Source organism: Undibacterium sp. Rencai35W (assembly GCF_049340185.1).
Lineage (GTDB): Bacteria > Pseudomonadota > Gammaproteobacteria > Burkholderiales > Burkholderiaceae_D > Undibacterium.
On record NZ_JBMPPC010000001.1, the window covers coordinates 757772 to 780765 of the forward strand.

At 48.8% G+C, this 22994-nt stretch carries 22 protein-coding genes; 2 read left to right on the forward strand and 20 right to left on the reverse strand.

The genetic code is table 11. The features are described from left to right. Positions 1-289 precede the first annotated feature (289 nt). The 4 genes from ACO0K3_RS03375 to ppsA all read right to left on the reverse strand — a co-directional run bounded on the left by ACO0K3_RS03375 (position 290) and on the right by ppsA (position 6692). A complete protein-coding gene (locus tag ACO0K3_RS03375; RefSeq protein ID WP_422981865.1) occupies positions 290-2230 on the reverse strand; it encodes an SPFH domain-containing protein in 1941 nt (646 codons plus the stop codon). 146 nt (positions 2231-2376) lie between these two features. Continuing rightward, complete coding sequence (locus ACO0K3_RS03380) at positions 2377-3333, reverse strand: SPFH domain-containing protein (protein WP_422956681.1); 957 nt, start codon at positions 3331-3333, stop codon at positions 2377-2379. 80 nt (positions 3334-3413) lie between these two features. Continuing rightward, the gene (locus ACO0K3_RS03385; protein ID WP_422981867.1) at positions 3414-3848 is read right to left on the reverse strand and encodes an NfeD family protein; all 435 of its coding nucleotides are present in this window, start codon (positions 3846-3848) and stop codon (positions 3414-3416) included. A gap of 426 nt (positions 3849-4274) precedes the next feature. Then, entirely contained in the window at positions 4275-6692 is a 2418-nt protein-coding gene (gene ppsA, locus ACO0K3_RS03390; RefSeq protein WP_422981869.1) for a phosphoenolpyruvate synthase, read from the reverse strand. 273 nt (positions 6693-6965) lie between these two features. Here ppsA and ppsR point away from each other — a divergent pair, with 273 nt between their 5' ends. Together ppsR and ACO0K3_RS03400 are read left to right on the forward strand one after the other, a co-directional pair. Beyond that, positions 6966-7814, forward strand: coding sequence for a posphoenolpyruvate synthetase regulatory kinase/phosphorylase PpsR (gene ppsR, locus ACO0K3_RS03395; protein WP_422956678.1), 849 nt, complete (start codon positions 6966-6968; stop codon positions 7812-7814). A 48-nt stretch (positions 7815-7862) separates the two neighbouring features. Beyond that, positions 7863-9452, forward strand: a complete 1590-nt coding sequence (locus tag ACO0K3_RS03400) for a methyl-accepting chemotaxis protein (protein WP_422981871.1) — start codon at positions 7863-7865, stop codon at positions 9450-9452. A gap of 208 nt (positions 9453-9660) precedes the next feature. Here the strand turns inward: ACO0K3_RS03400 and ACO0K3_RS03405 are convergent, their stop codons facing one another. The 16 genes from ACO0K3_RS03405 to ACO0K3_RS03480 all read right to left on the reverse strand — a co-directional run bounded on the left by ACO0K3_RS03405 (position 9661) and on the right by ACO0K3_RS03480 (position 22928). Then, positions 9661-10461, reverse strand: coding sequence for a TrmH family RNA methyltransferase (locus tag ACO0K3_RS03405; RefSeq protein WP_422981873.1), 801 nt, complete (start codon positions 10459-10461; stop codon positions 9661-9663). A gap of 21 nt (positions 10462-10482) precedes the next feature. After that, positions 10483-11091 carry a ribonuclease HII gene (gene rnhB / locus ACO0K3_RS03410; protein WP_422981875.1) on the reverse strand — a complete coding sequence of 203 codons (609 nt, stop codon included), beginning with the start codon at positions 11089-11091 and terminating at the stop codon, positions 10483-10485. After that, positions 11084-11347 carry a glutaredoxin family protein gene (locus tag ACO0K3_RS03415; RefSeq protein WP_422981877.1) on the reverse strand — a complete coding sequence of 88 codons (264 nt, stop codon included), beginning with the start codon at positions 11345-11347 and terminating at the stop codon, positions 11084-11086. The genes rnhB and ACO0K3_RS03415 overlap by 8 nt, the downstream gene beginning before the upstream one ends. Positions 11348-11778: 431 nt before the next feature. Then, complete coding sequence (locus ACO0K3_RS03420; protein ID WP_422981879.1) at positions 11779-13272, reverse strand: DegQ family serine endoprotease; 1494 nt, start codon at positions 13270-13272, stop codon at positions 11779-11781. Positions 13273-13279: 7 nt separating this feature from the next. Continuing rightward, positions 13280-14287 carry a MucB/RseB C-terminal domain-containing protein gene (locus ACO0K3_RS03425; protein WP_422981881.1) on the reverse strand — a complete coding sequence of 336 codons (1008 nt, stop codon included), beginning with the start codon at positions 14285-14287 and terminating at the stop codon, positions 13280-13282. A gap of 5 nt (positions 14288-14292) precedes the next feature. After that, positions 14293-15009 carry a sigma-E factor negative regulatory protein gene (locus ACO0K3_RS03430; protein ID WP_422981883.1) on the reverse strand — a complete coding sequence of 239 codons (717 nt, stop codon included), beginning with the start codon at positions 15007-15009 and terminating at the stop codon, positions 14293-14295. 85 nt (positions 15010-15094) lie between these two features. Continuing rightward, positions 15095-15697: an RNA polymerase sigma factor RpoE gene (rpoE, locus tag ACO0K3_RS03435; RefSeq protein WP_422956671.1), complete on the reverse strand. Its 603-nt coding sequence runs from the start codon at positions 15695-15697 to the stop codon at positions 15095-15097. A 64-nt stretch (positions 15698-15761) separates the two neighbouring features. Beyond that, positions 15762-16250, reverse strand: coding sequence for a protein YgfX (locus ACO0K3_RS03440; RefSeq protein ID WP_422981885.1), 489 nt, complete (start codon positions 16248-16250; stop codon positions 15762-15764). 83 nt (positions 16251-16333) lie between these two features. Next, a complete protein-coding gene (gene fabF, locus ACO0K3_RS03445; protein WP_422960132.1) occupies positions 16334-17575 on the reverse strand; it encodes a beta-ketoacyl-ACP synthase II in 1242 nt (413 codons plus the stop codon). 84 nt (positions 17576-17659) lie between these two features. Beyond that, positions 17660-17899 carry an acyl carrier protein gene (acpP, locus tag ACO0K3_RS03450; RefSeq protein ID WP_008449912.1) on the reverse strand — a complete coding sequence of 80 codons (240 nt, stop codon included), beginning with the start codon at positions 17897-17899 and terminating at the stop codon, positions 17660-17662. Between the two features lie 135 nt (positions 17900-18034). Further along, complete coding sequence (gene fabG / locus ACO0K3_RS03455; RefSeq protein WP_422981887.1) at positions 18035-18787, reverse strand: 3-oxoacyl-ACP reductase FabG; 753 nt, start codon at positions 18785-18787, stop codon at positions 18035-18037. After that, a complete protein-coding gene (fabD, locus tag ACO0K3_RS03460) occupies positions 18784-19725 on the reverse strand; it encodes an ACP S-malonyltransferase (protein ID WP_422981889.1) in 942 nt (313 codons plus the stop codon). The genes fabG and fabD overlap by 4 nt, the downstream gene beginning before the upstream one ends. 105 nt (positions 19726-19830) lie before the next feature. Next, positions 19831-20817 (reverse strand): beta-ketoacyl-ACP synthase III, encoded by a 987-nt coding sequence (locus ACO0K3_RS03465; RefSeq protein WP_422981891.1) that lies wholly within the window; start codon positions 20815-20817, stop codon positions 19831-19833. Next, the gene (gene plsX, locus ACO0K3_RS03470; protein WP_422960136.1) at positions 20814-21890 is read right to left on the reverse strand and encodes a phosphate acyltransferase PlsX; all 1077 of its coding nucleotides are present in this window, start codon (positions 21888-21890) and stop codon (positions 20814-20816) included. The genes ACO0K3_RS03465 and plsX overlap by 4 nt, the downstream gene beginning before the upstream one ends. A gap of 215 nt (positions 21891-22105) precedes the next feature. Further along, positions 22106-22288: a 50S ribosomal protein L32 gene (gene rpmF / locus ACO0K3_RS03475; protein WP_186945318.1), complete on the reverse strand. Its 183-nt coding sequence runs from the start codon at positions 22286-22288 to the stop codon at positions 22106-22108. 121 nt (positions 22289-22409) lie between these two features. After that, the gene (locus ACO0K3_RS03480; RefSeq protein ID WP_422981893.1) at positions 22410-22928 is read right to left on the reverse strand and encodes a YceD family protein; all 519 of its coding nucleotides are present in this window, start codon (positions 22926-22928) and stop codon (positions 22410-22412) included. Between the last annotated feature and the right edge of the window lie 66 nt (positions 22929-22994).

Consider the following 22994-nt stretch of genomic DNA (forward strand, 5'->3'; position numbering starts at 1 on the left):
CGACGAGATTTCATCATGAAGATATTTGACTAAGGGAATGACGTATCTTAATTCAAATTAGCTCAGGCATGAAAAAAACATAACGATTTGGCATGCAATGGCGTTTGATGCGGATCATCAAATGGCAGAAATGACTTAGCCAGTCACCGCATCAGTTACTACAAGCGCAATTACCTTACCTCCTCTCCCGCATGCAGGAGAGGGGTGGTTCTAAGCTCGTTTCTGCGCTTGCTTCTACACTCGCTCCTCAGCTTGTCTTTGCTTTTTTTTGCGTTTCTACGAGAAGAGCTTACGACGCGATCACAACTTCTTTTTTCTCACTCTTATTCAACAAGTCTTTTGCAGCCAGTGCGAGAAAAGCATCGACTGCTGAGGCGCTGCCGCCACCACCAGTTTGTATGCTTGGTACCATGGCGATATGACCTTTCTCTATCGCCTCGGCAAAGCGCAGCAGTACAGTTTGCTGGAATTGCAGCTCTGGTCCACCGTAGGCTTCAACGTTCAGGCGAGTGGCCTTGGCCTGCGCTTCCCCCACTTGTTGTAACTGATAGGCCTCGGCGTTCGCGAGCGTACGTTTGGCATCGGCCGCACCGGATGCTGCCTGGCGTGCTTCTTCGGCAGACTTGATTGCTTTCTGTACCGCTGCACTACCTTGGTTCTCAGCGATTTTAACGGCAAGCTCAGACTCGGTAATCGCGGTCTGTTGTTTGGCTTTGGCTTCGGCCTCGCGCAAAATACGTTCTTGTACTGCGGCGGTCTCTTTGGTTTTATAGGTTTCTAATTGCTCTCTGGAAACCTGCCGCTCACGCAATTGTTTGAGGATCACTTCAATTTGTGTATCACCTGTTTTAGCCCGCGGCGTGCCAATCAGAACCTCGTTCAGAGTCAGGTTATATCCTTCAAAATTCTTGCGCATTTCGGCTTTGGCGCGCTCTTGAATGTCCGAACGTTCTTGCAATAATTCAATCAAGGTTTTGCCCTGGCCAATATTTTTAAAATAAGCAGCAACCATAGGGTCCAGCGTTTGTTCGACCAATTTTTGAATATCGCCAAAACGCTGTATCACGAGCGGCGCCATTTTATAATCGATGTTGACGACGACCGACAAAGGCAGATCAGGCTCGAATGCGTCCTTGGTAATCAGTGACACTTCGCTTAGATGTTTGTCGAGCTCATGCGAACCGACTGCGCCTGATTGCCACTTCAGAATAAAATTCGTAGTCGGTACATCAATCACACGCTTGGCATACGGATTTAATGCGTATTTACCTGGTAACAGAGGTGTGACCTGTACGCCTTTTTCATCACTGCCTACTAATTCACCATGACGATAGGCGTCACCAGTCACATCGTTGCCAGCCTTGCCGGTATAGGATACGACGACACCGACATAACCAACCGGAACTACACGTTTTTCAACGATTTCATATGTGGCGAAACGAGCGTTCAGATAATACGTACCTTCGACCAGCACTTGCAGTTGACGGCCTTTGTAGCCACCGGACTCAATGAATACCTCGGGATTCTGAAAGTCGTGATGATAACTACTGCTCTCGTGCGGATCAGCACCGACAACAGGTGCGACGATCGTACCTTCAGGTAACGACTGGCCTTCATGAGTCGTGATCACAGCGAGCTTATCGTCACGTATCACTAAAGGCTGGAAGCCATTGCGGGTACGCAGTTCACCTAGCATCTCGGCCAACTGCCCGACTACTTCGCCGTCGGTACTGACGTTGCCATCACCCGGCAAAGGCAAGGCGCATACTTTATCTGTCGTCAGCACCACAAATTGAGCGAGATTGATCGCGTAAGTACCTTCGCGCAGGATTTTTCTCTGCAATCCTTTTTGACCGCCGCTGGTCAGAAACCCGCGCACATCGGTGAAGTCATTCGCGGTCTTGTTGCATGCCAGATTCTGCGTCGGTGCCATTGCCTGACCATCACGGGCAAATACGTAGGCCAGTGTCCCCTGCTGTATGGTCACCAGATCATGCCGGTGAATCGCATACTGGAACGGAAAGAACACATGAAAACCGCCACGCAAGACTTCGGGTTGAAAACCGGCCTCCCCGTTCAGTGCGATAAAACCGTGTTCCAGAGAGCCGGAAGTAGACCATTTCTTTTCAACGATACCGATTTTTTCATTCGATATATAGACCAGTATATTGCTGGTATAGAGAAGGATAATCACTATAAAGACGATGATGCCTAAAATAATTTCAAACATGAGAATATCTCTTTCAAGTTAACTCCGATGGTTCGGAAATGCAGCAGCCCGACTGGCACTTTGTGAGCGCCTGCCTTACTGCTTTGCTGGGTATTGTTACTACGGGGTAGCGCGGAGTCTGTCGCACTCCTCGCTGGATCAGGACATCAGGACGGTCGTCGCGGTGCAGCTACTTCGCTAGCGATGACTTTTTGGGATTTGGCTACTTGCATGGCGGTCGCAATCAGACCGCTCATATCGCCGAGATTAGCCGGGACGATAATTGAATTATTGGTTTTTGCTAAATTCGCAAAGGCGCTGACGTATTGCTCTGCGACTTTCAGATTGACCGCATCTGCGCCGCCGGGGGATTGAATCGCTGCCGCGGTTTTACGAATCGCTTCGGAACTTGCCTCTGCGATTGCGAGAATCGCAGCAGCCTGACCTTGGGCACGATTAATCGAAGCCTGTTTTTCGCCCTCGGATTTTGCGATCGATGCTTCGCGCTCACCCGTCGCAATATTGATCTGCTCTTGCTTACGCCCTTCGGACGCGGCGATCAGCGCACGCTTCTCCCGCTCTGCCGTAATCTGCGCCTGCATTGCATGCAGAATTTCTTTTGGTGGTGTCAGATCCTTGATTTCATAGCGCAGGACTTTGACACCCCAGTTAGCGGCAGACTCATCAATCGCGTTCACGATGGTAGTGTTGATGTGATCGCGCTCTTCGAAGGTTTTATCAAGTTCCATCTTGCCGATGACAGAGCGCAAGGTCGTTTGTGCTAATTGCGTAATCGCAGCGATGTAATTCGATGAGCCGTAAGAAGCGCGCATCGCATCCGTGATCTGAAAATACAAAATACCATCGACCTGTAACTGCGTATTGTCTTTGGTAATACAAACTTGCGGCGGTACGTCGAGCGGGATTTCTTTTAATACGTGTTTGTAGGCGATGCGGTCAATAAACGGCACCACGATATTTAAGCCTGGCCCAAGAGTCGCATGATATTTACCCAGTCGCTCGACGACCCAGGCATGCTGTTGAGGTACGACATTGATCGTTTTAACGACGAATACGATCGCCAGTACGAAGAGCACCAGAGCGACGCTTCCTATATTTTCCATATGCTTACCTTTATTGTTTTAAGTGATGATACGTAATTCTGCTATTGGTCTTTATCAAGACATTGATCAGATCGAATTATTTACGAAGGTCTTACAATCAAGCGGCTACCTTGTATTTCTTCGATAATGAAAGCGCCGGGATAGCCCGCCGAGTGCTGCAACTCCACATCCCACATCGCTCCGCGATACATCGTGCGTGCGGTGTATTTGCCGTTACCCTGATCCTGCCACTCCTTCACCTGGATACTCATACCGATATCCATATTGACGTTAGGATCGCGAGCCGAATCCTGATTCTTGGTCCAGCCATACTTGCTGTTATGCAGTGCCAGAGTAGCGACACTGCCGACGACGGCAACCGTGATCAGTTGCATCGCCGGGCTTAAACTCAGTATCGCAGCCAGAGCGCCGGCCACCAGACCAACTGCGATCATTAATAAATAAAAGGTACCGGTAAATAACTCAAGTATCACTACTACGCCTGCCAGCACTAGCCATGTCATCCATGCATTCATATGATTAACTTCTCCTTATTTCTATTTATTGTGCTTGTTATAAATCTCGTGATTTTTATGATTATTTTATTAAATTGATTTCATCATTCTCTACGATGGTATCGAAACAATCATCGGTAATCGTTATCAAAATTTACCCACAAAAAAGCCCCCGTTACCGGATGGTAGCGAGGGCTTTTCTTGGAATGCTGAGGAAGTTTTGATTTTCTTTTTATTACTGTTCCGACACAGGTAGTCTAGTCCAAATTTTAGAAATCACAAGCTTTATCTATCCCGTTTAGCGCAATTTTGTTGCGGCGCACCAACAAGAAAAAAACGCGACTTATTATCAGATGTCCTGATTAAAGTCGCGCTTTTTATCGCTACACCATCACTGTCGGGCGGTGTGCGGCGAGTCACTGCTCTACCTCGCCGCATCAGGCAGTATTACTTAGCTACTGCTGCCAGCTTCTGCCAGGTATCAATCACCGAGTCGGGGTTCAGAGAGATGGATTCGATTCCCTCTTTCATCAGCCATTCTGCAAAGTCAGGATGATCCGATGGGCCCTGGCCGCAAATACCGACGTACTTATTAAGCTTGCGGCAAGCAGCAATTGCTTTGGATAGCAAGGCACGCACCGCAGGATCGCGTTCGTCAAAATCAGCTGCTAACAATTCCATACCCGAGTCACGATCCAAGCCCAGCGTGAGCTGAGTCAGATCGTTGGAACCGATCGAGAAGCCATCAAAGAATTGCAAGAACTCTTCAGCCAGAATCGCATTCGACGGGACTTCACACATCATGATCAAGCGCAGGCCGTTTTCGCCGCGTTTCAGACCGTTCTTGCCAAGCAAATTAACTACTTTTTCTGCCTGTCCCAAGGTGCGGACAAACGGCACCATGATTTCGACATTGGTCAATCCCATGTCATTGCGAACACGTTTCATGGCGAGACATTCCATCTCGAATGATTCGGCAAAATCACTCGCCAGGTAACGGGCTGCACCACGGAAGCCGAGCATAGGATTTTCTTCATCCGGTTCGTAGCGTGAGCCGCCGATGAGTTTTTTATACTCATTCGATTTGAAATCCGATAAACGCACAATCACTTTTTTAGGCCAGAACGCTGCGGCAATCGTTGCCACGCCTTCCGCCAGTTTGTCGACATAAAACGCTTTAGGGGATGCATGTCCACGCGCCACAGACTCAACTGCCTTCTTCAGGTCTGCATCAATGTTCGGGTATTCCAGAATCGCTTTGGGATGTACACCGATATTATTGTTGATGATGAATTCCAGACGCGCCAGACCAACACCTTCGTTCGGGACGGATTGAAAATCGAATGCCAGTTGGGGATTGCCGACGTTCAGCATGATTTTTAATGGCAGCTTAGGCAATTCGCCACGTAATTCCTCGGTCACTTCAGTTTCCAGCAAACCGTCGTAGATTTTACCTTCGTCACCTTCAGCGCAAGAAACCGTTACCAGCGTGCCGTCTTTGAGTATGTCGGTTGCATCGCCACAGCCAACCACGGCAGGTACACCGAGTTCGCGCGCGATAATCGCTGCGTGACAAGTACGGCCACCGCGATTCGTGACAATCGCTGCTGCGCGCTTCATCACAGGTTCCCAGTTTGGATCTGTCATATCGGCAACCAAAACGTCACCTGGTTGTACACGCTCCATCTCGGATGGGTCATGAATCACACGGACACGTCCTGCGCCAATCTTCTGGCCGATAGCGCGACCGGATACTAAAACAGTACCAGTACCTTTGAGTTTAAAACGTTGTTGTGCGTCGGTCGCTTTTTGCTGCGACTTCACGGTCTCCGGACGCGCCTGCAAAATATAGAGTTTGCCATCACGACCATCTTTGCCCCACTCGATATCCATAGGACGACCATAGTGTTTTTCAATGATGACTGCGTATTTTGCCAGCTCAACAACTTCAGTATCGTTCAGCGAATAGCGATTACGCATTTCGACCGGCACATCGACAGTCTTCACAGAGCGGCCTGCTTTGGCTTCGCCGGTAAATTCCATCTTGATCAGCTTGGAGCCGATATTACGGCGAATCACTGGTAACTTGCCGAGTTCCAGCATCGGTTTGTGAACATAAAATTCGTCAGGATTTACTGCACCCTGCACCACTGTCTCACCAAGACCGTAGCTGGACGTAATAAAAACGACGTCCTTGAAACCAGACTCCGTATCAATCGTGAACATCACACCAGCCGCCCCCAAATCGGAGCGCACCATGCGCTGAACACCGGCAGACAGCGCAACTTCTGCGTGGGTAAAGCCTTTGTGCACGCGATAGGAAATTGCACGATCGTTGTACAACGAGGCAAAAACATGCTTCATTGCTTCCAGCACGTTGTCGATGCCGACGACATTCAGGAAAGTCTCTTGTTGACCAGCAAATGACGCATCGGGCAAATCTTCAGCAGTTGCAGAGGAACGCACGGCAAATGACATTTCCGCAGTTGATTCCGCAACGAGCCGGTTATAGAACTCTTCGATTTCTTGCTGCAGGCGCGGCTGGAACGGCGTATCGACAATCCATTGACGGATCTCAGCACCGGCTCTTGCCAGCTCTTTGACATCATCAATATCCAGATTGGCCAGGCGGTCGGCAATCCGCTGCGCCAGTGATGCGCCGCCATTTTCGCTGTAAGACAAAAAATCGCGGAAAGCCTGTGCTGTGGTGGCAAATCCACCTGGCACGCGGACACCAGCTGTTGCAAGCTGGCTGATCATTTCGCCTAAAGATGCATTTTTTCCGCCGACGGATTCAACATCCGTCATGCGTAAATGCTCAAACGAAGCGACGTAAGTTGCCCCGGTATTTGCTGCGTTGGACATAACAACCTCTTTTTGATGGTAAGAAATCTTTGCTGTTTTCTATACAAACTGCACCGTGTTGCTTCGTCCATCGCTGTTTTTTTGTTATTCTTGACGCTAATAGACTAAATAGACTCAGACACTAATACATAGACGAGAAAACCTATCGCCACCCATTTTACATGGTGTCCTGCAAAATTTGCCCATGCGCCATGAGAATTTAGCGTCTTTTTTGTTATATGCATAGAAAGAGTTTTATTGTGCATTTCCCTCACCACATAGACAAAGCACCCCATGCCTGATCCACAACACACCCCTATGCCTGCTGCCAACCGTACGGTATTTTTTGTTTCCGATGGTACAGGGATCACCGCAGAGACTTTTGGCCACTCGGTTTTGACCCAATTTGACCTGAAATTCAAACAGGTCAGACTGCCATTCATCGATACCGTAGATAAAGCCCACGATGCAGTACGTCGCATCAATGAAGCCCTGGTCACTGACGGTAACCGTCCGATTGTTTTTTCCACACTGGTTAAAGCCGATCTGGCCGATGTCGTCTTTAAATCCAAAGGTATGCACATGGATTTGATTCAGACTTTTGTTGCTCCCCTGGAGCAGGAACTCGGTGTCAAATCGACGCATACCATCGGCCGCAGCCACAATATGACCGATTCGGAAGAATACAAAAACCGGATTGAGGCAATTAACTTCTCTCTGGCTCATGATGACGGACAGTCGCACAAAAATTTATCTGCGGCTGATGTGATTCTTGTAGGAGTGTCGCGCTCGGGCAAAACACCGACCAGTTTATATCTGGCGATGCAATACGGGATCAAGGCGGCAAATTATCCGTTGATTCCCGATGATTTTGAGCGAGGCAAACTGCCATCGAATTTACCGCCTTTTAAAGCGAAAATTTTTGGTCTCAGTATTGCGCCTGAACGCTTGTCCGAAATACGTAATGAACGCCGGCCGGGAAGCAAATACGCCTCGCTGGAAAACTGCCGTTATGAAATTAATGAGGCCGAAGCCATGATGCGTCGCGAGGGGATACGCTGGTTATCCTCTACGGCAAAATCGATTGAAGAAATCTCCACGACGATACTGCAAGAAATTAAGTCGGATGTCCGTGTTTACTGATGTAGTCTCCACATAACACCCAAAAAAAAACGCTCAAGAGAGGCGACAATGAAACTCCGTACCCGCATCATTTTATTATGTATCAGCACATTACTAGGCATCACGGTCATCGCGTCCGTGTCGCTGTATTCATTGCATCAGACCATGATGTCCGAGAGAGTAGCGCAAATCTCGAATATGGTAGAGATGGCAAGCGGTGCGATTGACAAAGCCTATGCGCTGGAACAGTCAGGCAAACTCAGCAAAGAGGATGCACAGAAACAAGCCAAACTTGCGATCGGTAGCCTGCATAAAGATGATCTGTACTTTTTTGTGCGTGACTACACGAGCGATCTGCTGTACGTCCATCCCAACGCATCCCGCATCGGCGTACCGCAAAAGGACATGAAGACATCAGGTGACCGTTATCGCGCTGCACTAACGAAGGACAGGATCGGTATCGTCAGAGCGGATGGCACCAGACCAGGAGTCAAAGAGCCGGTGGCAAAAATGTATGCCGTCATCAAATTTGCTCCATGGGATTGGCTAGTTGGCACGGGTACCTACATTGACGACATCAATGATGAATTCTGGAAACAGGCATTTACCCTGCTAGCCATTGGCGCAGCATTGATGATTATCGTCGCTGGTCTGGCATGGCATATGTTGCGCAAAATTCTCGGCCAACTAGGTGGCGAGCCGGATTATGCCGCAGGTATCGTAGAACAAATTGCGGCAGGTGATCTCACCGTCGAGATTGATACCAGCGCATCCGATCAGCATAGTCTCTTATTTGCGATCAAGACGATGCGAGACAATCTTGCCAGCATTGTGAGTCAGGTACGCACTGGAGCAGAGTCGGTCACGACGGCATCGAGCGAAATCGCCGCCGGCAATCTGGACTTATCCTCCAGGACAGAACAACAGGCCGGATCGCTAGAGGAAACCGCTTCGACGATGGAAGAACTCACGTCGACAGTCAGACAAAATGCTGACAACGCGAAACAAGCAAATCAGCTGGCCATTTCTGCCTCTGAAGTAGCGTCTCAAGGCGGCACCGTGGTCGGTCAGGTTGTCGACACTATGGGTTCCATCAATGAATCGTCCAGAAAAATTGTCGACATCATCAGCGTGATTGACGGCATCGCATTCCAGACCAATATTCTGGCGCTGAATGCGGCGGTCGAAGCCGCCCGTGCTGGCGAACAGGGACGTGGTTTCGCAGTCGTCGCCAGTGAGGTCCGCAACCTCGCACAACGCTCCGCAGCGGCAGCGAAAGAGATCAAGGTACTAATCGACAACTCTGCCGAAAAAGTCGATGCCGGAGGAAAATTAGTCGAAATGGCGGGCGCCACAATGCAAAAAGTAGTCGCCAGCGTCAAGCAAGTGACGGATATTGTTGCCGAGATCTCAGCAGCAAGTCAGGAGCAAAGTTCCGGCATAGAGCAGGTAAATAATGCGATTGTCGAGATGGACAATATGACGCAGCAAAACTCAGCACTGGTAGAGCAGGCATCGGCAGCAGCACAGGCACTGAACGATCAGGCGGCGGGACTGGCAGGTATTGTGAGTGTGTTTAAACTCAATCACGGAGAAACACAGGCAGCAAACAAAAAAACACCGACACGCGCCAATCCGAGCTTACATATGCTGCGCTGACCTTGGCTAAGCATCTGAATTGATGATGGTCTATTAAGAATTATGCTACGTAAAACAAGCTAAGCTGAATTAGATCGCTAAATTAATTAAGTTAATTAAGTCAGCAACCTCAACTAATCAGCGAAGTAACTGAAAAATAAAAAGGACATGGAAATTCATGTCCTTTTTTAATTTGCTTACTATAAATAATTGCTACAAATTATTTCGCCTAAAGCGATTGCCGCACTTGCTCAAAAAAACAGATCGCAGCACTGGCCGCCACATTCAGGGACTCAATCTCCGGGCGCTGCGGTATGGTCACAGAGTCCGTCGCAAGCGCCATTAAGTCTTCCGCTACGCCCTGCCCCTCATGGCCGAACAACCAGACAACAGGGCGATTGAGCTGCGCCTGATAAATCGTTTGTGTGGTGTGCGAACTTGTTGCCAGAACCGGGATTGCCGCATGACTGATCAGATGATGCAGATCGGCATTTTCAACGATATTCAATAAAAAATGAGCGCCCATACCCGCTCGCATGACTTTGGGTGACCAGGCAAAAGCGGTGCCCGGACTGCAAAATACATGACCGATACCTGCGGCGGCGGCGCTACGCAAAATCGATCCTAAATTGCCGGGGTCTTGCAGATTGTCTAGCATGACAGCCGACTCTTGCAGCACGTCTGGTGTCATTCCTTGCGGTGTCGCGACGACAAACATAATACCGACGCCGTGCTCAACCTGGCTTAAAGCGTGATACAAAGCATCCGGCAAACAAATACATTGCACTTCAGTAGTTTCAGCAGATTTAGCAGATGCACATAGGGCAAGTATCGAAGACACCTCGTGATGCTGGACACTGGATTCAGCGACGATACACATGTGCGGAGCACCCAGATGCTGCCAGTAGGCTTCGCATAAGTGAACGCCATCAAGCAAAGTGCGCCCGGATTTACGACGAGCCTGGGAACTAGTGGCGAGTTGCTTTAATTCTTTGTAGAGCGGATTATCGCGCGAAGTAATGGATTTCATATCAGCGTGGTTCAGCCATGGTTAACGTTGGATCAGCAGCGCTTTGACAGGCGCATAAGATTTGCGATGTATCGGCGAAACACCATGCTCACGCAAGCGCTCAAGGTGCAGCGCTGTCGGATAACCCTTGTGCTGATCGAGCGCATATTGCGGATATTGCAGATGCAGTTGTGCCAGTGCGTGATCTCGTGCCGTTTTTGCCAAAATCGATGCGGCGGAAATAGCCTGCACTTTATCATCTCCCTTCACAATGGCTTCAGACCGCACGGACATGACAGGACACCGGTTGCCGTCGATCAGTGCCAGCGTCGGCTGGATTTTTAATGCTTCGACAGCACGCCGCATCGCTAGCATGGTGGCCTGCAAAATATTCAGTCGGTCGATTTCTTCCTCAGAGCATTCGGCGATCGCCCAGGCCAAGGCATGTTGTTTGATCTCGATAGCGAGCTGATCACGTTTTTGCTCGCTCAGCTTTTTAGAGTCGCGCAGACCGGCAATCGGATGAAGCGGATCAAGAATAACGGCAGCGGCCATTACCGGTCCAGCCAAAGGGCCGCGACCTGCTTCATCGACACCACAAATTACTTCGCCCGCATAATCAAATAGCGAAAATGTCGCTGTATCACCCATGTAAAAACGCTTCCAATTTTGTTTGATCTAAAAAGTAATGACAAATCTGCTGTGCCGTCTGATGTTCTTTGTGCCCGATCAATACCGGCACAAGTTCATCATAGAGCGCCAGCAAAGCCTCATCCGCATCGACGTCCAGAACCTTAACAGCAAAGGCAGGGCAATCCGGATAGGAATCGAGATATGCCTGCAATTGCTCAAGCATGTCGTCACAGAGATGGCAATAACTACGGGAATATAGCGTGAACTGTATCATCAGGTGGTTGCTGACAGAGGAGATATACGGATACTCCCCATTATTTTTAAAAAAATAGGCATTAATCCGGATATTTTATGCGGTACATGAAAACATACTACTCCAGAGTATCTTAAAAAATTCACACACTACATCACGTAAAAGCAATCGACCTGGAATGTCGGCGCGATACACAACATAAGCTAAAACCATTGAATACTGCATTGAATGACAGCATCAGGAGACATTAAGCAGGAATTAAGTAAGATTAAGGCAGCATTATAGTCGGCGATGACCTCAGGCGTAACGTTTGAGTGAGTTTGCGCAATCGGGATTTTTGAAGCACCTCGTTTGCTGACAAATATCACGCAGCGAATAAAAAACTGCCCGCAGTTTTGCGGGCAGTTTTGATCGAATTACGCTCTTCAGCTAAGTAGATTCTTTGAGTACGGTTATTGTGACGTCGGACGTATCAGTATAAATTGAGAAAAATTATCACGGCGTACTAAGAGTGATGCCGCTTTTTTTGGATCCAGTTTGGACACCATCGCTGCGAATTGCTTAGCATCTTTGACGTCAACCTGATTCAGCATTAGAATAATATCGCCCTGATTTAAGCCTGCCTGTACTGCCGGCCCTTCAACCGACTCAATCACAACACCTGTCGCACCAGGCAGTTCTTTCTTTTGCGCGGCACTCATGTCGGTAACATAGATACCGAGCGCATTAGCGGCCTGATCACGCTTCAGTTTTTTATCGGTTTTTTGCGCTGCTTTGGTGTCCGGTTCTGCCTCAGAAACGGTGATAGCCAGATCACGGGCCGCGCCTTTGCGCCAGACGGTAATCGTCGCCTTGCTGCCTGGCTTCGTCATGCCGACAATACGCGGCAGATCCGTTCTCTTTTCAACAGTGACGCCATTGAACTTCAAGATTACGTCACCATCCTGAACGCCTGCTTTTTCTGCCGGTGCGCCAGGCTCCACGCGAGTGACCAAGGCTCCCTGTGCTTTTGGCAAGCCAATCGACTCTGCAACCTCTTTCGATAAATCATCAATCGCTACACCGATACGACCACGAGTCACGCGCCCTGCGGATTTCAATTGCTCAACGACACGCATCGCTTCATCAATAGGAATCGCAAACGAGATCCCCATATAGCCACCTGAGCGGCTGTAGATTTGCGAATTAATACCGATGACTTCACCGCGCATATTAATCAGCGGACCGCCCGAGTTACCAGGATTAACTGCGACGTCTGTCTGAATTAAAGGCAGGAAGTCGCCTGTATCACGGGCCTTGGCGGAGATGATCCCTGCGGTCACCGTATTATCAAGATCAAATGGAGAGCCGATCGCCAGCACCCATTCACCTGCTCTGATCTTGTCGGAATCACCCACTGTCAGGCGCGGAAGTTTGCTACCGTCGATTTTCAATACCGCGACATCCGTACGCTTGTCCGTGCCGATCACTTTCGCTTTGAATTCACGTTTGTCCGTCAGCTTGACGTAGACCTCCGACGCGCCCTCGACCACATGGGTATTGGTCAACACGTAACCGTCTTGTGAAATAATAAAACCCGACCCTACACCACGCGGCACTTCCTCCTCCTGTTGCTGGGGAGCTTGCTTACGACCTTTTGGCGCCGGTGCAGGTTGTTGTTTCGGTATAGGCATGCCGAAGAAGCGACGGAAAAATTCCTGCATCTGCTCATCATCACCGCCCATGCCGGACTGGCCTTGCTGAATTTTCTCGGTAGTGCGGATGTTCACTACGGCGGGACTTGATTTTTCTACCAGATCCGTAAAATCCGGCAAACCACTGACAACAGCGGGTGCCGCCTCAACTGGTGCAGCCCCGGTGATTGTGGGGGCGATAAAGCCGAAACAGGTAGTAAGTAATAAAGTAGAAACGACTTTGTCGACAGAAATAAATGTAGATTTTTTCATGGCGTCATCATTTAGGTTTAAATTCAATAGAGTTCATGACTTGCTTAATTGCAGCTAAAGGCACTTCTCCTACTACCGTCAACCAATACTCACCCTGGCGCTTTCCCATAATAGTCACCGCCCCTTGCTGCAAACTACCCTCGGTCCGGCCTTGAGTGTCCGGCTCGATAAACACGGAGATGGCAGCGAGTCCATCAGAAAAAATCATTTGTATGACCTGATGGGGCTTGGCCTGGCTGGCATCGGATGATGCCGCTGCATTATTGATCGGGATCAGGCGCTTCATCTCACGGGTTTTTTTAAACCCCGCAGGCAAAGCCTTGACTACCCAACCGGAGTTAACGTTGGGTTGCACCGTCAGATTTTCAATATGCCATTGCGCCGTGTTTTGAAAACTTGGTTTGACGCGATTTTTATCGACGTCACCAATCAAAATTTGGGTGAAAGCGATTTGTTCGATCACTTCATTTTTTGCATTTACCGTCTGGGCACGCAGTAGCAAGCCGGTGGATTTATCCATACAAAGACGATAGCCATAACGATACATATCTTTGGGCTCAAAGCTCAGTATCTGGCATTCCGCACCGGCAACGCGACTCTGTTCTGCTTTTTTAATCAGATAGGACTCAGGTAATGATTGTGCATTACTGGTCAGTAAGGCTGGAAAAATTTCCTGGGTGACGTGCTTCTCGACTTGAATGGTTTTGCTCTCAGGCAGATAGCAACTGACCTCATCATTGCGCCGGATATATTCACGAGGTTTGCCATCCAGAATTTCTAACTTTTCCAGCTCTACGTTACCGTCCAGAAGATGCGAAATCCGCGAGGTGCGCATCTGGTTCGCTTGCTGATAAACAAAAGTGCCGGTGTAATTTAATTTTTGTGCAGCAGTCTGCACTTTGCGCAGCATCGTCGGCACATCTTGTGCGTCCTGGCTTTGCGCGCACAAGATCGGCGATGCTGCCAGCCCTGTCGTCAGCACAAAGAGAGAAAAAGATAAACGCTTAAACAACATAGAGTCTACTTTTCCGGAACAAATGAAGCGGATGAGGCAGAGGCCGCTGCTGGAGCTGGAGCTGCTGCGTTTTCAATACCGTTGCTAACCGCACTGCCCGCTGCGCTACCGGCTATGTGATTGGCCAATTGCGAACCACTGACAATAGACGGAGAAAATTTTTGATGCGCCTGTAAATAACTATCCAGCCGTGGATCGCGTAACATCTCGATTTCATCTGGCGCTTTGTTTTTTGATTCCATTGCTGGCGCTGTACTGGCGTCGGCAACTAATTGCACAGGACTATTTGGAGCTTCAGTCGCTTTACTCATCTGAACTGAAGATGCACTACCGTGAATATAAGGTGTAATTTGTGGCACTAGCATAAAAGCTAGCACGGCCATTGCCGCAACGCTGAGCATGGCGGTATAACGGGTGAAACGAGATTTATCGGTATTCTGGCTAAGATTTGTCGCAACCTGTACGACAGGTTTCGGCGCCAGGATTACCGGCTCGGCATCCAGCAATGCGCTCATTTTGGAGGAAAATCCAGGACTGACATTTATTGCCAAATCATCTGAACGCAAGACATCGCCGATCTGGTGATAGATATTCCAGGCTTGTCGCGCATCAGCATCGGCATGCTGGCCCAAACTGGCGAGCATGGCGTCCAGTTGCGCATCACTTAACTCGTTATCGAGCAAAGCTGAAATGCTTTCTTTTTTGGTGTGATCTATGTTCATGATTTTATCCACATTTTTTACTACCTGTTCTTTTGATCTGTTTTGCTGCTCATCTGAGAGCTTTCGGCTTACAGCCAGGATCAGGTCACCATCGCTGATCCAGACTGGTGCCGAGCACCGGTCGTAATTTTTCTGCAATTGCCTCACGCGCCCTGAAAATACGGCTCCTCACTGTGCCGATCGGACACAACATCACTTCCGCAATTTCATCGTAACTAAGTCCTTCAATTTCTCGCAGAGTAATCGCGTTACGTAGTTCTTCTGGCAAAGCCTGCATCGCGCTATTGACGGTATCGGCGATCTGTTTGCTGGCCAGTAGAGATTCCGGGGTATTAATATCTCTTAGTCCCTCGGCGTCGGCAAAAGTTTCTGCCTCTTCGATATCGGAGTCGGTTGAGGTCGGGGCACGACGTCCCTGAGTGACCAGATAATTTTTGGCAGTGTTGACGCCGATTCTGTACAGCCATGTGTAAAACGCAGAATCGCCTCTGAAATTCGCAAGTGCACGATAGGCTTTAATGAAGGCCTCTTGCACGACATCCTCCGCTTCTGCCTGATCATGGACGAGCCTAGACACGAGCCGCATTAATTTCCTTTGATATTTGGAAACCAAAAGCTCAAATGCTTTTTTGTCACCGCGCTGCACACGCTCAACAAGGAGTTGATCAATCTCGCGCTCTGTCGTCACTCACTCTTTCCTAGGTTCGGGGTAATCTCAACGCGATTATATGTAGATAGATGCATAGCGAGGCTTAAAAGTTCCCTATCGTCAGCGATGTATTTTTTTGATTACGCTCATGAACAGCAAGCCAGCGCAACGCCACACTCAAAGCGCGCCAGGCAGATGCATCAACACTATCACGCAAAACCGGCACAATCTGCACAGCACCTTGCTCCGGACGTAAATGCAACATCATGACGTATGGCCAAAGTGTCGTTTCCCGGCACAGTCGAACCACCATCACCGGGGTGTCTTTACCATTACCAGGAAATTTTCTGAGTATCATACGGCCTGAAGCAGCGATATCCAGACTATATGCTGAGCGCCTTTTGATTAACAGTATAAAACGCGTCACCATTAGCGTACTCAGCACAAACAGCAAGGCAAACTGCAAGACGATATGAAGCGGCAGCATGAAAATGCTGTAAGCCGCCGTGACCATTGCAATGAACAACATGCCACAGCTAGCTAAAAGTAATCCGCGCGATGGCAAAATACGGACAGAGACAGCAATTGACATGGCAGCACCAAAAGAAAGCGGCACTTTAATCCAAAGAATCAAAGTGCCGGCAAAACTTACGCGTTAGCTATAACAGCAGCCAATCAAATTTTACTAAAAATCAAGGTGCCGTTAGTACCACCAAAGCCGAAAGAATTTTTCATCGCAAAATTGATGGTCATATCTCTGGCTGTGTTCGCACAATAGTCGAGATCGCATTCCGGATCCTGATTAATGATATTGATCGTTGGAGGAGATACTTGGTTATGCAACGCAAGTACCGTAAATACAGACTCCAGACCGCCAGCACCACCCAACAAGTGACCTGTCATTGACTTGGTCGAATTAACTGTCATTTTGTAGGCATGATCTGCGAAAGTTGCTTTGATCGCATCCGTTTCATTTTTATCACCCAAAGGCGTGGAAGTACCATGCGCATTCAGATAATCAATTTGTTCCGGGTTGATCTCGGCATTTTTCATCGCATTCAGCATACTGCGACGCGGGCCGTCCATTGAGGGCGATGTAATATGATACGCATCACCGCTCATGCCAAAGCCTAAAACTTCCGCATAAATTTTGGCGCCGCGAGCTTTCGCATGCTCATACTCTTCCAGCACCATGACACCGGCACCTTCACCGAGAACAAAACCATCACGGTCTTTATCCCAGGGACGAGACGCTGTCGCAGGGTCATCATTACGAGAAGACAGTGCACGGGCAGAAGCAAAACCACCGAGCCCCAATGGAGAAATCGTTGATTCAGCACCACCGGCAATCATGACATCGGCATCGCCATATTCAATCATGCGGGCAGCGGAACCGATGCAATGCAGACCCGTAGTACAAGCTGTCACAATCGCTAGATTTGGCCCTTTCAAGCCAAACTTAATCGACAAATGACCGGAAATCATGTTGATGATGGAGGCTGGAACAAAGAATGGACTGATACGACGGGGTCCGCGCTCAGTCAAGACCTCTTTGGTTTCCTCAATCAAAGGCAAACCGCCAATACCAGAGCCTACGATGACACCGATACGATCGGCATTTTCTTCCGTCACTGTGATGTCACTATCGCGGAAAGCCTGCATCCCGGCAGCGATACCAAAATGAATGAAAGTATCCATATTGCGGGCTTCTTTAGCCGGGAGATAATCCTCGACATTGAAACCTTTTACCTCACCAGCAAAATGCGTGGAAAAAGGCGTTGCATCAAATTTGGTAATCGTGGCGATACCGGATTTACCTGCCGTCACGGCCCCCCATGCGTCAGCAATAGTATTGCCAACTGGGGAAACGCAACCGAGACCGGTGACCACGACACGACGTTTAAGCGTACGGCTCAAGCGTTTCTCCTGGACTTGAAAACTGGTTATGCTTGGATTCTGGGCAGCACTTCAAAAGCACTGCAGCACTGCAGCGCTGCTGAATTACGCCTTGACGTGCGCAGTGGCGTAGTCAATCGCTTGCTGAACAGTAGTGATTTTCTCAGCTTGTTCATCAGGGATTTCCATTTCGAATTCGTCTTCGAGTGCCATGACCAGTTCTACTGTGTCGAGGGAGTCAGCACCGAGATCGTCCACGAAGGAAGATTCAATTTTGATGTCTGCTTCTGCGACGCCCAGTTGCTCGGCGACGATCTTCTTAACGCGTTGTTCGATATCTGACATATGGTTCTCCATGAGTGGTTACAGAAAGTGCGCGCATTTTAGCAGGTTTGTGCGCAAAAAAAGCAAGTAAGGATTTTACCAGCACATCTCCGTCTAATTTCGGCGATTGTTGTGATAAATATCAATAAAATCATTTTAACCTAAATACATACCACCATTCACATGGAGCGTTGTACCGGTAATATAGCCTGCATCAGGCGACGCAAGGAACAAAGTTGCAGCAGCAATATCCTCCGGCTGCCCCAATCTTGCCAGAGGAATTTGTTGCAAAATCGCCGCTTTTTGATCCTCAGTTAATGCCTTTGTCATATCCGTATCGATAAAACCCGGTGCCACGCAGTTGACTGTAATGTTGCGACTACCAATTTCACGCGCCAGAGCGCGACTCATACCTGCAACACCTGCCTTGGCAGCGGCATAATTCATTTGCCCCGGATTGCCGGATGAGCCAACGACCGAGGTGATATTAATGATGCGACCATGTTTGGCTTTCATCATACCGCGCAAGACAGCACGCGACAGACGACCGACAGAACTCAGATTGGTAGAGATAACACTATCCCACTCCTCCTCTTTCATGCGCATCGCTAGTTGATCTTGCGTAATACCCGCATTGTTGACCAGTATAGATAAGCTACCAAATTCTTTTTGAATTTCTTCTATCAGAGAAGAACAGCGCGCGACGTCATTGACATTGAAAGCCACCCCCTTACCTGCGTCCGGCCCAACTGCCGCCAGATACTCAGAAATAGCCAAAGCACCCGATTCAGAGGTTGCCGTACCGATTACGCGGGCACCCGCTTTGGCCAACGCAATTGCGATGGCTTTGCCGATACCACGTGAGGCGCCAGTGACCAGCGCAACCTGATTTGCTAATTGTTGAGTCATTTCAGAATTTCCATTACTTTATCTAAGGATGCCTGATCAAATACAGCATCACCAATTAATTCGCCGTGAATTCGTTTGGTCAAACCAGCTAATACTTTGCCAGGGCCACATTCAATTACATGCGTGATACCGCTGCTGCCAATTTTTTGCACAGTTTCTACCCAGCGCACCGGACTAGCTGCCTGGCGCACCAAAGCATCTTTAATCGCAGCAACCTCAGTCACCATTGCAACGTCAACATTATTAATCAAAGGAATGACGGGAGTATTAAAAGTCAATCCAGCCATGTAGTCACGTAATTTATCTGATGCAGGCTTCAACAGCGATGAATGGAATGGCGCGGATACCGGCAATGCCAAGGCGCGCTTCGCACCTTTGGCTTTAGCAATCTCACAAGCACGCTCGACTGCGGCCTTAGAGCCGGCAATCACGACTTGCGCAGGCGCATTGAAGTTAACGGCCTCAACCACCTCGCCAGCATGCCCCGCAATAGCCTCAACACAGGCGGCAATCACATCCTCATCAGACAGGCCGAGAATTGCCGCCATTCCGCCCTGCCCTACAGGCACAGCACTTTGCATCGCTTCCGCGCGGAAACGCACCAGTGGCACCGCATCTTTAAAATTAATCACACCAGCAGCAACCAGTGCCGAATACTCGCCCAGACTATGTCCTGCCACCAAGGCTGGCAAAGCGCCACCAGCTGCAATCCATGCGCGGTAACAGGCAACCGCCGCCGTCAACATCACTGGCTGCGTATTGGTCGTTAAATCCAGGGATTCTTTTGGCCCTTCAGCAATCAATTTAGCGAGATCGAACTGCAACGCATCGGATGCTTCTGCTAAGGTTTGCTGGACGATACTGTTATCGGCAAAGCCATTCAGCATACCAATAGCCTGCGAACCCTGACCGGGAAAAACAAATGCAAATTGAGTCATAAATCTTGTTTAATAAAGAAGTTAATGAAGGAAATGACAAAAATTTTGATACCATTGAGAAAAGCCATCTGCGCAAGACAACAATTATCTCAACAAGGTCGCATCTCACATCTTGATAATCGCAGCACCCCAGGTAAAACCACCACCTACGCCTTCGATCATAATCGTCTGACCCGGCTTAACCCGGCCATCCCTGACGGCAACATCCAAAGCCAGCGGAATCGATGCGGCCGAGGTATTACCGTGCTGATCGACGGTCACGACCACCTTTTCCATCGGCATACGCATTTTTTTTGCCGTGCTTTGCATGATGCGGATATTCGCCTGATGCGGTATCAGCCAGTCTATCTGCGAGGCGTCCATACCAGCGATTTCCAACGCTTCGTTTGCGACCTTTTCCAGCAATGAGACCGCAAGCTTAAAGACCGCCTGACCGTCCATATACAAAAATGCATTACCGGTAATCGCACCAGAACTCACGTTTCCCGGTACGCATAAGATATTCGCGTAGCTACCGTCAGCATGCAATTTCGTTGCCAATACACCAGGCTCAGCCGAGCGCGATAAGACAACGGCACCAGCACCATCACCAAAGAGAACACAAGTAGTACGGTCTTCAAAATTTAAAATACGGGAAAAAACTTCCGCACCGATCACCAGCACATTCTTGTGTGCACCGGATTTAATCATGCTGTCAGCCATGGCAATGGCGTACATAAAGCCACTGCAAACCGCCTGCACATCAACCGCTGCAGCTCCGTTGGTAATACCAAGCTTATTTTGCACAACGCAGGCAGTGCTCGGAAAACCACCGAGAAAATCCGGCGTTGAGGTCGCCAGGATAATCAGATCGATATCGTTAGCCTGCATATCAGCGGCATCCAGCGCACGCTTCGACGCTTCTACCGCAAGATCACTGGAAGTCACATCGGCAGCAGCATAATGGCGCGCAGAAATACCGCTACGCGAAAAAATCCATTCGTCTGAAGTTTCTATCCCTTTTGCAGCCAGTTGATCCGTTAATTGCTGATTGCTTACCTTGTTGGGTGGCAGATAGCTGCCAGTACCGATAATTTTACTGAAAAAAGTCATGCGGTTTTCTGTGCCATGGGTTCATTAAGTTCCTCCGACATCGCGTCCGTCGCTGGCATCAGTTCTGCCATGGATGTGGAGATACGAGACAATACATCATTTTTTGCCGCATCGAATGCGCGCTGTATCGCCCATTCGTAACTGTACTTATCAGCGCTGCCATGACTCTTAAACACCAGGCCACGCAGACCCAGCAAGCTGCCGCCGTTATAGTTAGATGGGTTCATTGTGCGGGAAATAGACTTCAGCGCACTACGCGCAATCAAAGCGCCCAGCATATTCAAAGGGCTGCTCTTAAAAGCATCAGTCAATGTACTCTTGACAAAGCGCCCCATACCTTCGGCAGCTTTTAGCGTCACGTTACCGACGAAACCGTCACAGACGACGATGTCGGTTGTACCTTTGAAAATGTCATTGCCTTCGACATTGCCATAAAAATTCAGCAATCCACGCTCGTGATCCGCACGCAGCAGCTGTGCGGTTTTTTTCACGACGTCATTACCCTTAATATCTTCTTCGCCGACATTCAACAGACCAATCGTTGGCTTCGACTTGCCTTCCAGGGCGGACACCAGCGCCGAACCCATAATGGCAAACTGATGCAAATGCAAAGGTTCGCAGTCGACATTAGCCCCGAGATCAAGCATGTAAGTCGGTTTATTTTTTTGATTAGGCAACATGCTGCAAATAGCTGGCCGATCCACACCTTGCATGGTCTTTAGCACATAACGCGATACCGCCATCAGTGCGCCGGTATTGCCAGCAGAGACGCAGGCTTGCGCCTGACCATCTTTGACCAGGCTCACTGCAACGCGCATGGATGAATCTTTTTTGCGGCGCAGAGCGATCTCGATAGGATCATCCATCTCCACCACTTCTGTGGCATTGAGAATCGAGAGACGGGGATGATTGAGTGCGCGATTTTTTTTCAGTTCTGCCTGAATATGTGATTCAAGCCCTACCAGAATAAATTCAGCATCGGGTTCGCGGTTCGCAAACGATACTGCCGCTGCAACTGTGACTGCCGGTCCGTGATCTCCGCCCATGCAGTCAATGGAAATTTTTATTGTCATGTAGTGATACTAAACTTCATCCCGAAGCAGCTATCTTATCAAGATTGAGATAGTCAGGTCGCACTATTTCTTTCTGGGATTAATAAAAACGCACCAAAAAGAGGGATTTTATGAAAGTAAAACGAGAGAAAATTTCTAATGAAAAATATTTCTCCCATAAAAAAAGCGGCGCCAAGTACGAGACTCGTTACGCCGCTTTACTATCTAAGAAGAGATTACTCGTCGTTCTTAGTTTTCAATACTTTACGACCACGGTAAAAGCCGTTTGGGCTGATGTGATGACGCATATGTGTTTCACCAGTTGTTGGCTCGATACCTAATTGCGGAGCAACCAGGAAATCGTGTGAACGGTGCATACCGCGCTTGGATGGTGATTTTTTGTTTTGCTGAACGGCCATGATAACTCCTAATACTTCAAAAAATGTTTCTAAAATTTAACACACTTGTTTGTACGAATTAATTAACAAACAAGAATCCCTAACAATACTTCGACCTGAGTGTTTTTTCAGAATAATGCCACTAGGTACGCCCATTTATCTTCTTCAGCACAGCGAATGGCGACGCTTTTTTACTCGCTTCTGCATCAATCGGTGCCGCTGACGAATCTAATGAATCATCTGGACATACTGCATGTTTGGGCGATTGGGGTATTTCTAACAGCGCCTCATCTTCAATCAAATCGATGATATTCAATGTTTTGCTGCCTACAACTACATCAACCTCGTCATTATCCAATAATGCATCTATTTCATCTGCACTATCTTCATCTTTGGCGAGAATTAATACTGATTCTGAATCCAGCTCAAACACAAAAGGGGTCAGGCAACGCTGACACATCAATTGAATCTGACCACGCACAGCCAATGTGAGCTGAGGGTGACCAAGCTGATCCTTGCCGCCTGTCAGTGACCATGCAAGAGCACCGTCCTGCGTAGCACTTTCTCCGGAAAGACGAGGCAAATCCGCAATTAAAACACTACCTTCACGGCGCTCGTTAAGCTGGCAAAACGAGAAAGCGTCGATCACAATTGCTTGCATAGGATTATTTGAACCCAGAAAACCTGCGATAATAACAGGATTGCCCCCTGCAAGTCAAAGCCCACA

Bases quoted from the DNA above. Each gene is read 5' to 3' on its own strand.
- ACO0K3_RS03375 (WP_422981865.1), bottom strand. From the start codon at position 2,230: ATGTTTGAAATTATTTTAGGCATCATCGTCTTTATAGTGATTATCCTT.
- ACO0K3_RS03380 (WP_422956681.1), bottom strand. From the start codon at position 3,333: ATGGAAAATATAGGAAGCGTCGCTCTGGTGCTCTTCGTACTGGCGATC.
- ACO0K3_RS03385 (WP_422981867.1), bottom strand. From the start codon at position 3,848: ATGAATGCATGGATGACATGGCTAGTGCTGGCAGGCGTAGTAGTGATA.
- ppsA (WP_422981869.1), bottom strand. From the start codon at position 6,692: ATGTCCAACGCAGCAAATACCGGGGCAACTTACGTCGCTTCGTTTGAG.
- ppsR (WP_422956678.1), top strand. From the start codon at position 6,966: ATGCCTGATCCACAACACACCCCTATGCCTGCTGCCAACCGTACGGTA.
- ACO0K3_RS03400 (WP_422981871.1), top strand. From the start codon at position 7,863: ATGAAACTCCGTACCCGCATCATTTTATTATGTATCAGCACATTACTA.
- ACO0K3_RS03405 (WP_422981873.1), bottom strand. From the start codon at position 10,461: ATGAAATCCATTACTTCGCGCGATAATCCGCTCTACAAAGAATTAAAG.
- rnhB (WP_422981875.1), bottom strand. From the start codon at position 11,091: ATGGGTGATACAGCGACATTTTCGCTATTTGATTATGCGGGCGAAGTA.
- ACO0K3_RS03415 (WP_422981877.1), bottom strand. From the start codon at position 11,347: ATGATACAGTTCACGCTATATTCCCGTAGTTATTGCCATCTCTGTGAC.
- ACO0K3_RS03420 (WP_422981879.1), bottom strand. From the start codon at position 13,272: ATGAAAAAATCTACATTTATTTCTGTCGACAAAGTCGTTTCTACTTTA.
- ACO0K3_RS03425 (WP_422981881.1), bottom strand. From the start codon at position 14,287: ATGTTGTTTAAGCGTTTATCTTTTTCTCTCTTTGTGCTGACGACAGGG.
- ACO0K3_RS03430 (WP_422981883.1), bottom strand. From the start codon at position 15,009: ATGAACATAGATCACACCAAAAAAGAAAGCATTTCAGCTTTGCTCGAT.
- ACO0K3_RS03440 (WP_422981885.1), bottom strand. From the start codon at position 16,250: ATGTCAATTGCTGTCTCTGTCCGTATTTTGCCATCGCGCGGATTACTT.
- acpP (WP_008449912.1), bottom strand. From the start codon at position 17,899: ATGTCAGATATCGAACAACGCGTTAAGAAGATCGTCGCCGAGCAACTG.
- fabG (WP_422981887.1), bottom strand. From the start codon at position 18,787: ATGACTCAACAATTAGCAAATCAGGTTGCGCTGGTCACTGGCGCCTCA.
- fabD (WP_422981889.1), bottom strand. From the start codon at position 19,725: ATGACTCAATTTGCATTTGTTTTTCCCGGTCAGGGTTCGCAGGCTATT.
- ACO0K3_RS03465 (WP_422981891.1), bottom strand. From the start codon at position 20,817: ATGACTTTTTTCAGTAAAATTATCGGTACTGGCAGCTATCTGCCACCC.
- plsX (WP_422960136.1), bottom strand. From the start codon at position 21,890: ATGACAATAAAAATTTCCATTGACTGCATGGGCGGAGATCACGGACCG.
- rpmF (WP_186945318.1), bottom strand. From the start codon at position 22,288: ATGGCCGTTCAGCAAAACAAAAAATCACCATCCAAGCGCGGTATGCAC.
- ACO0K3_RS03480 (WP_422981893.1), bottom strand. From the start codon at position 22,928: ATGCAAGCAATTGTGATCGACGCTTTCTCGTTTTGCCAGCTTAACGAG.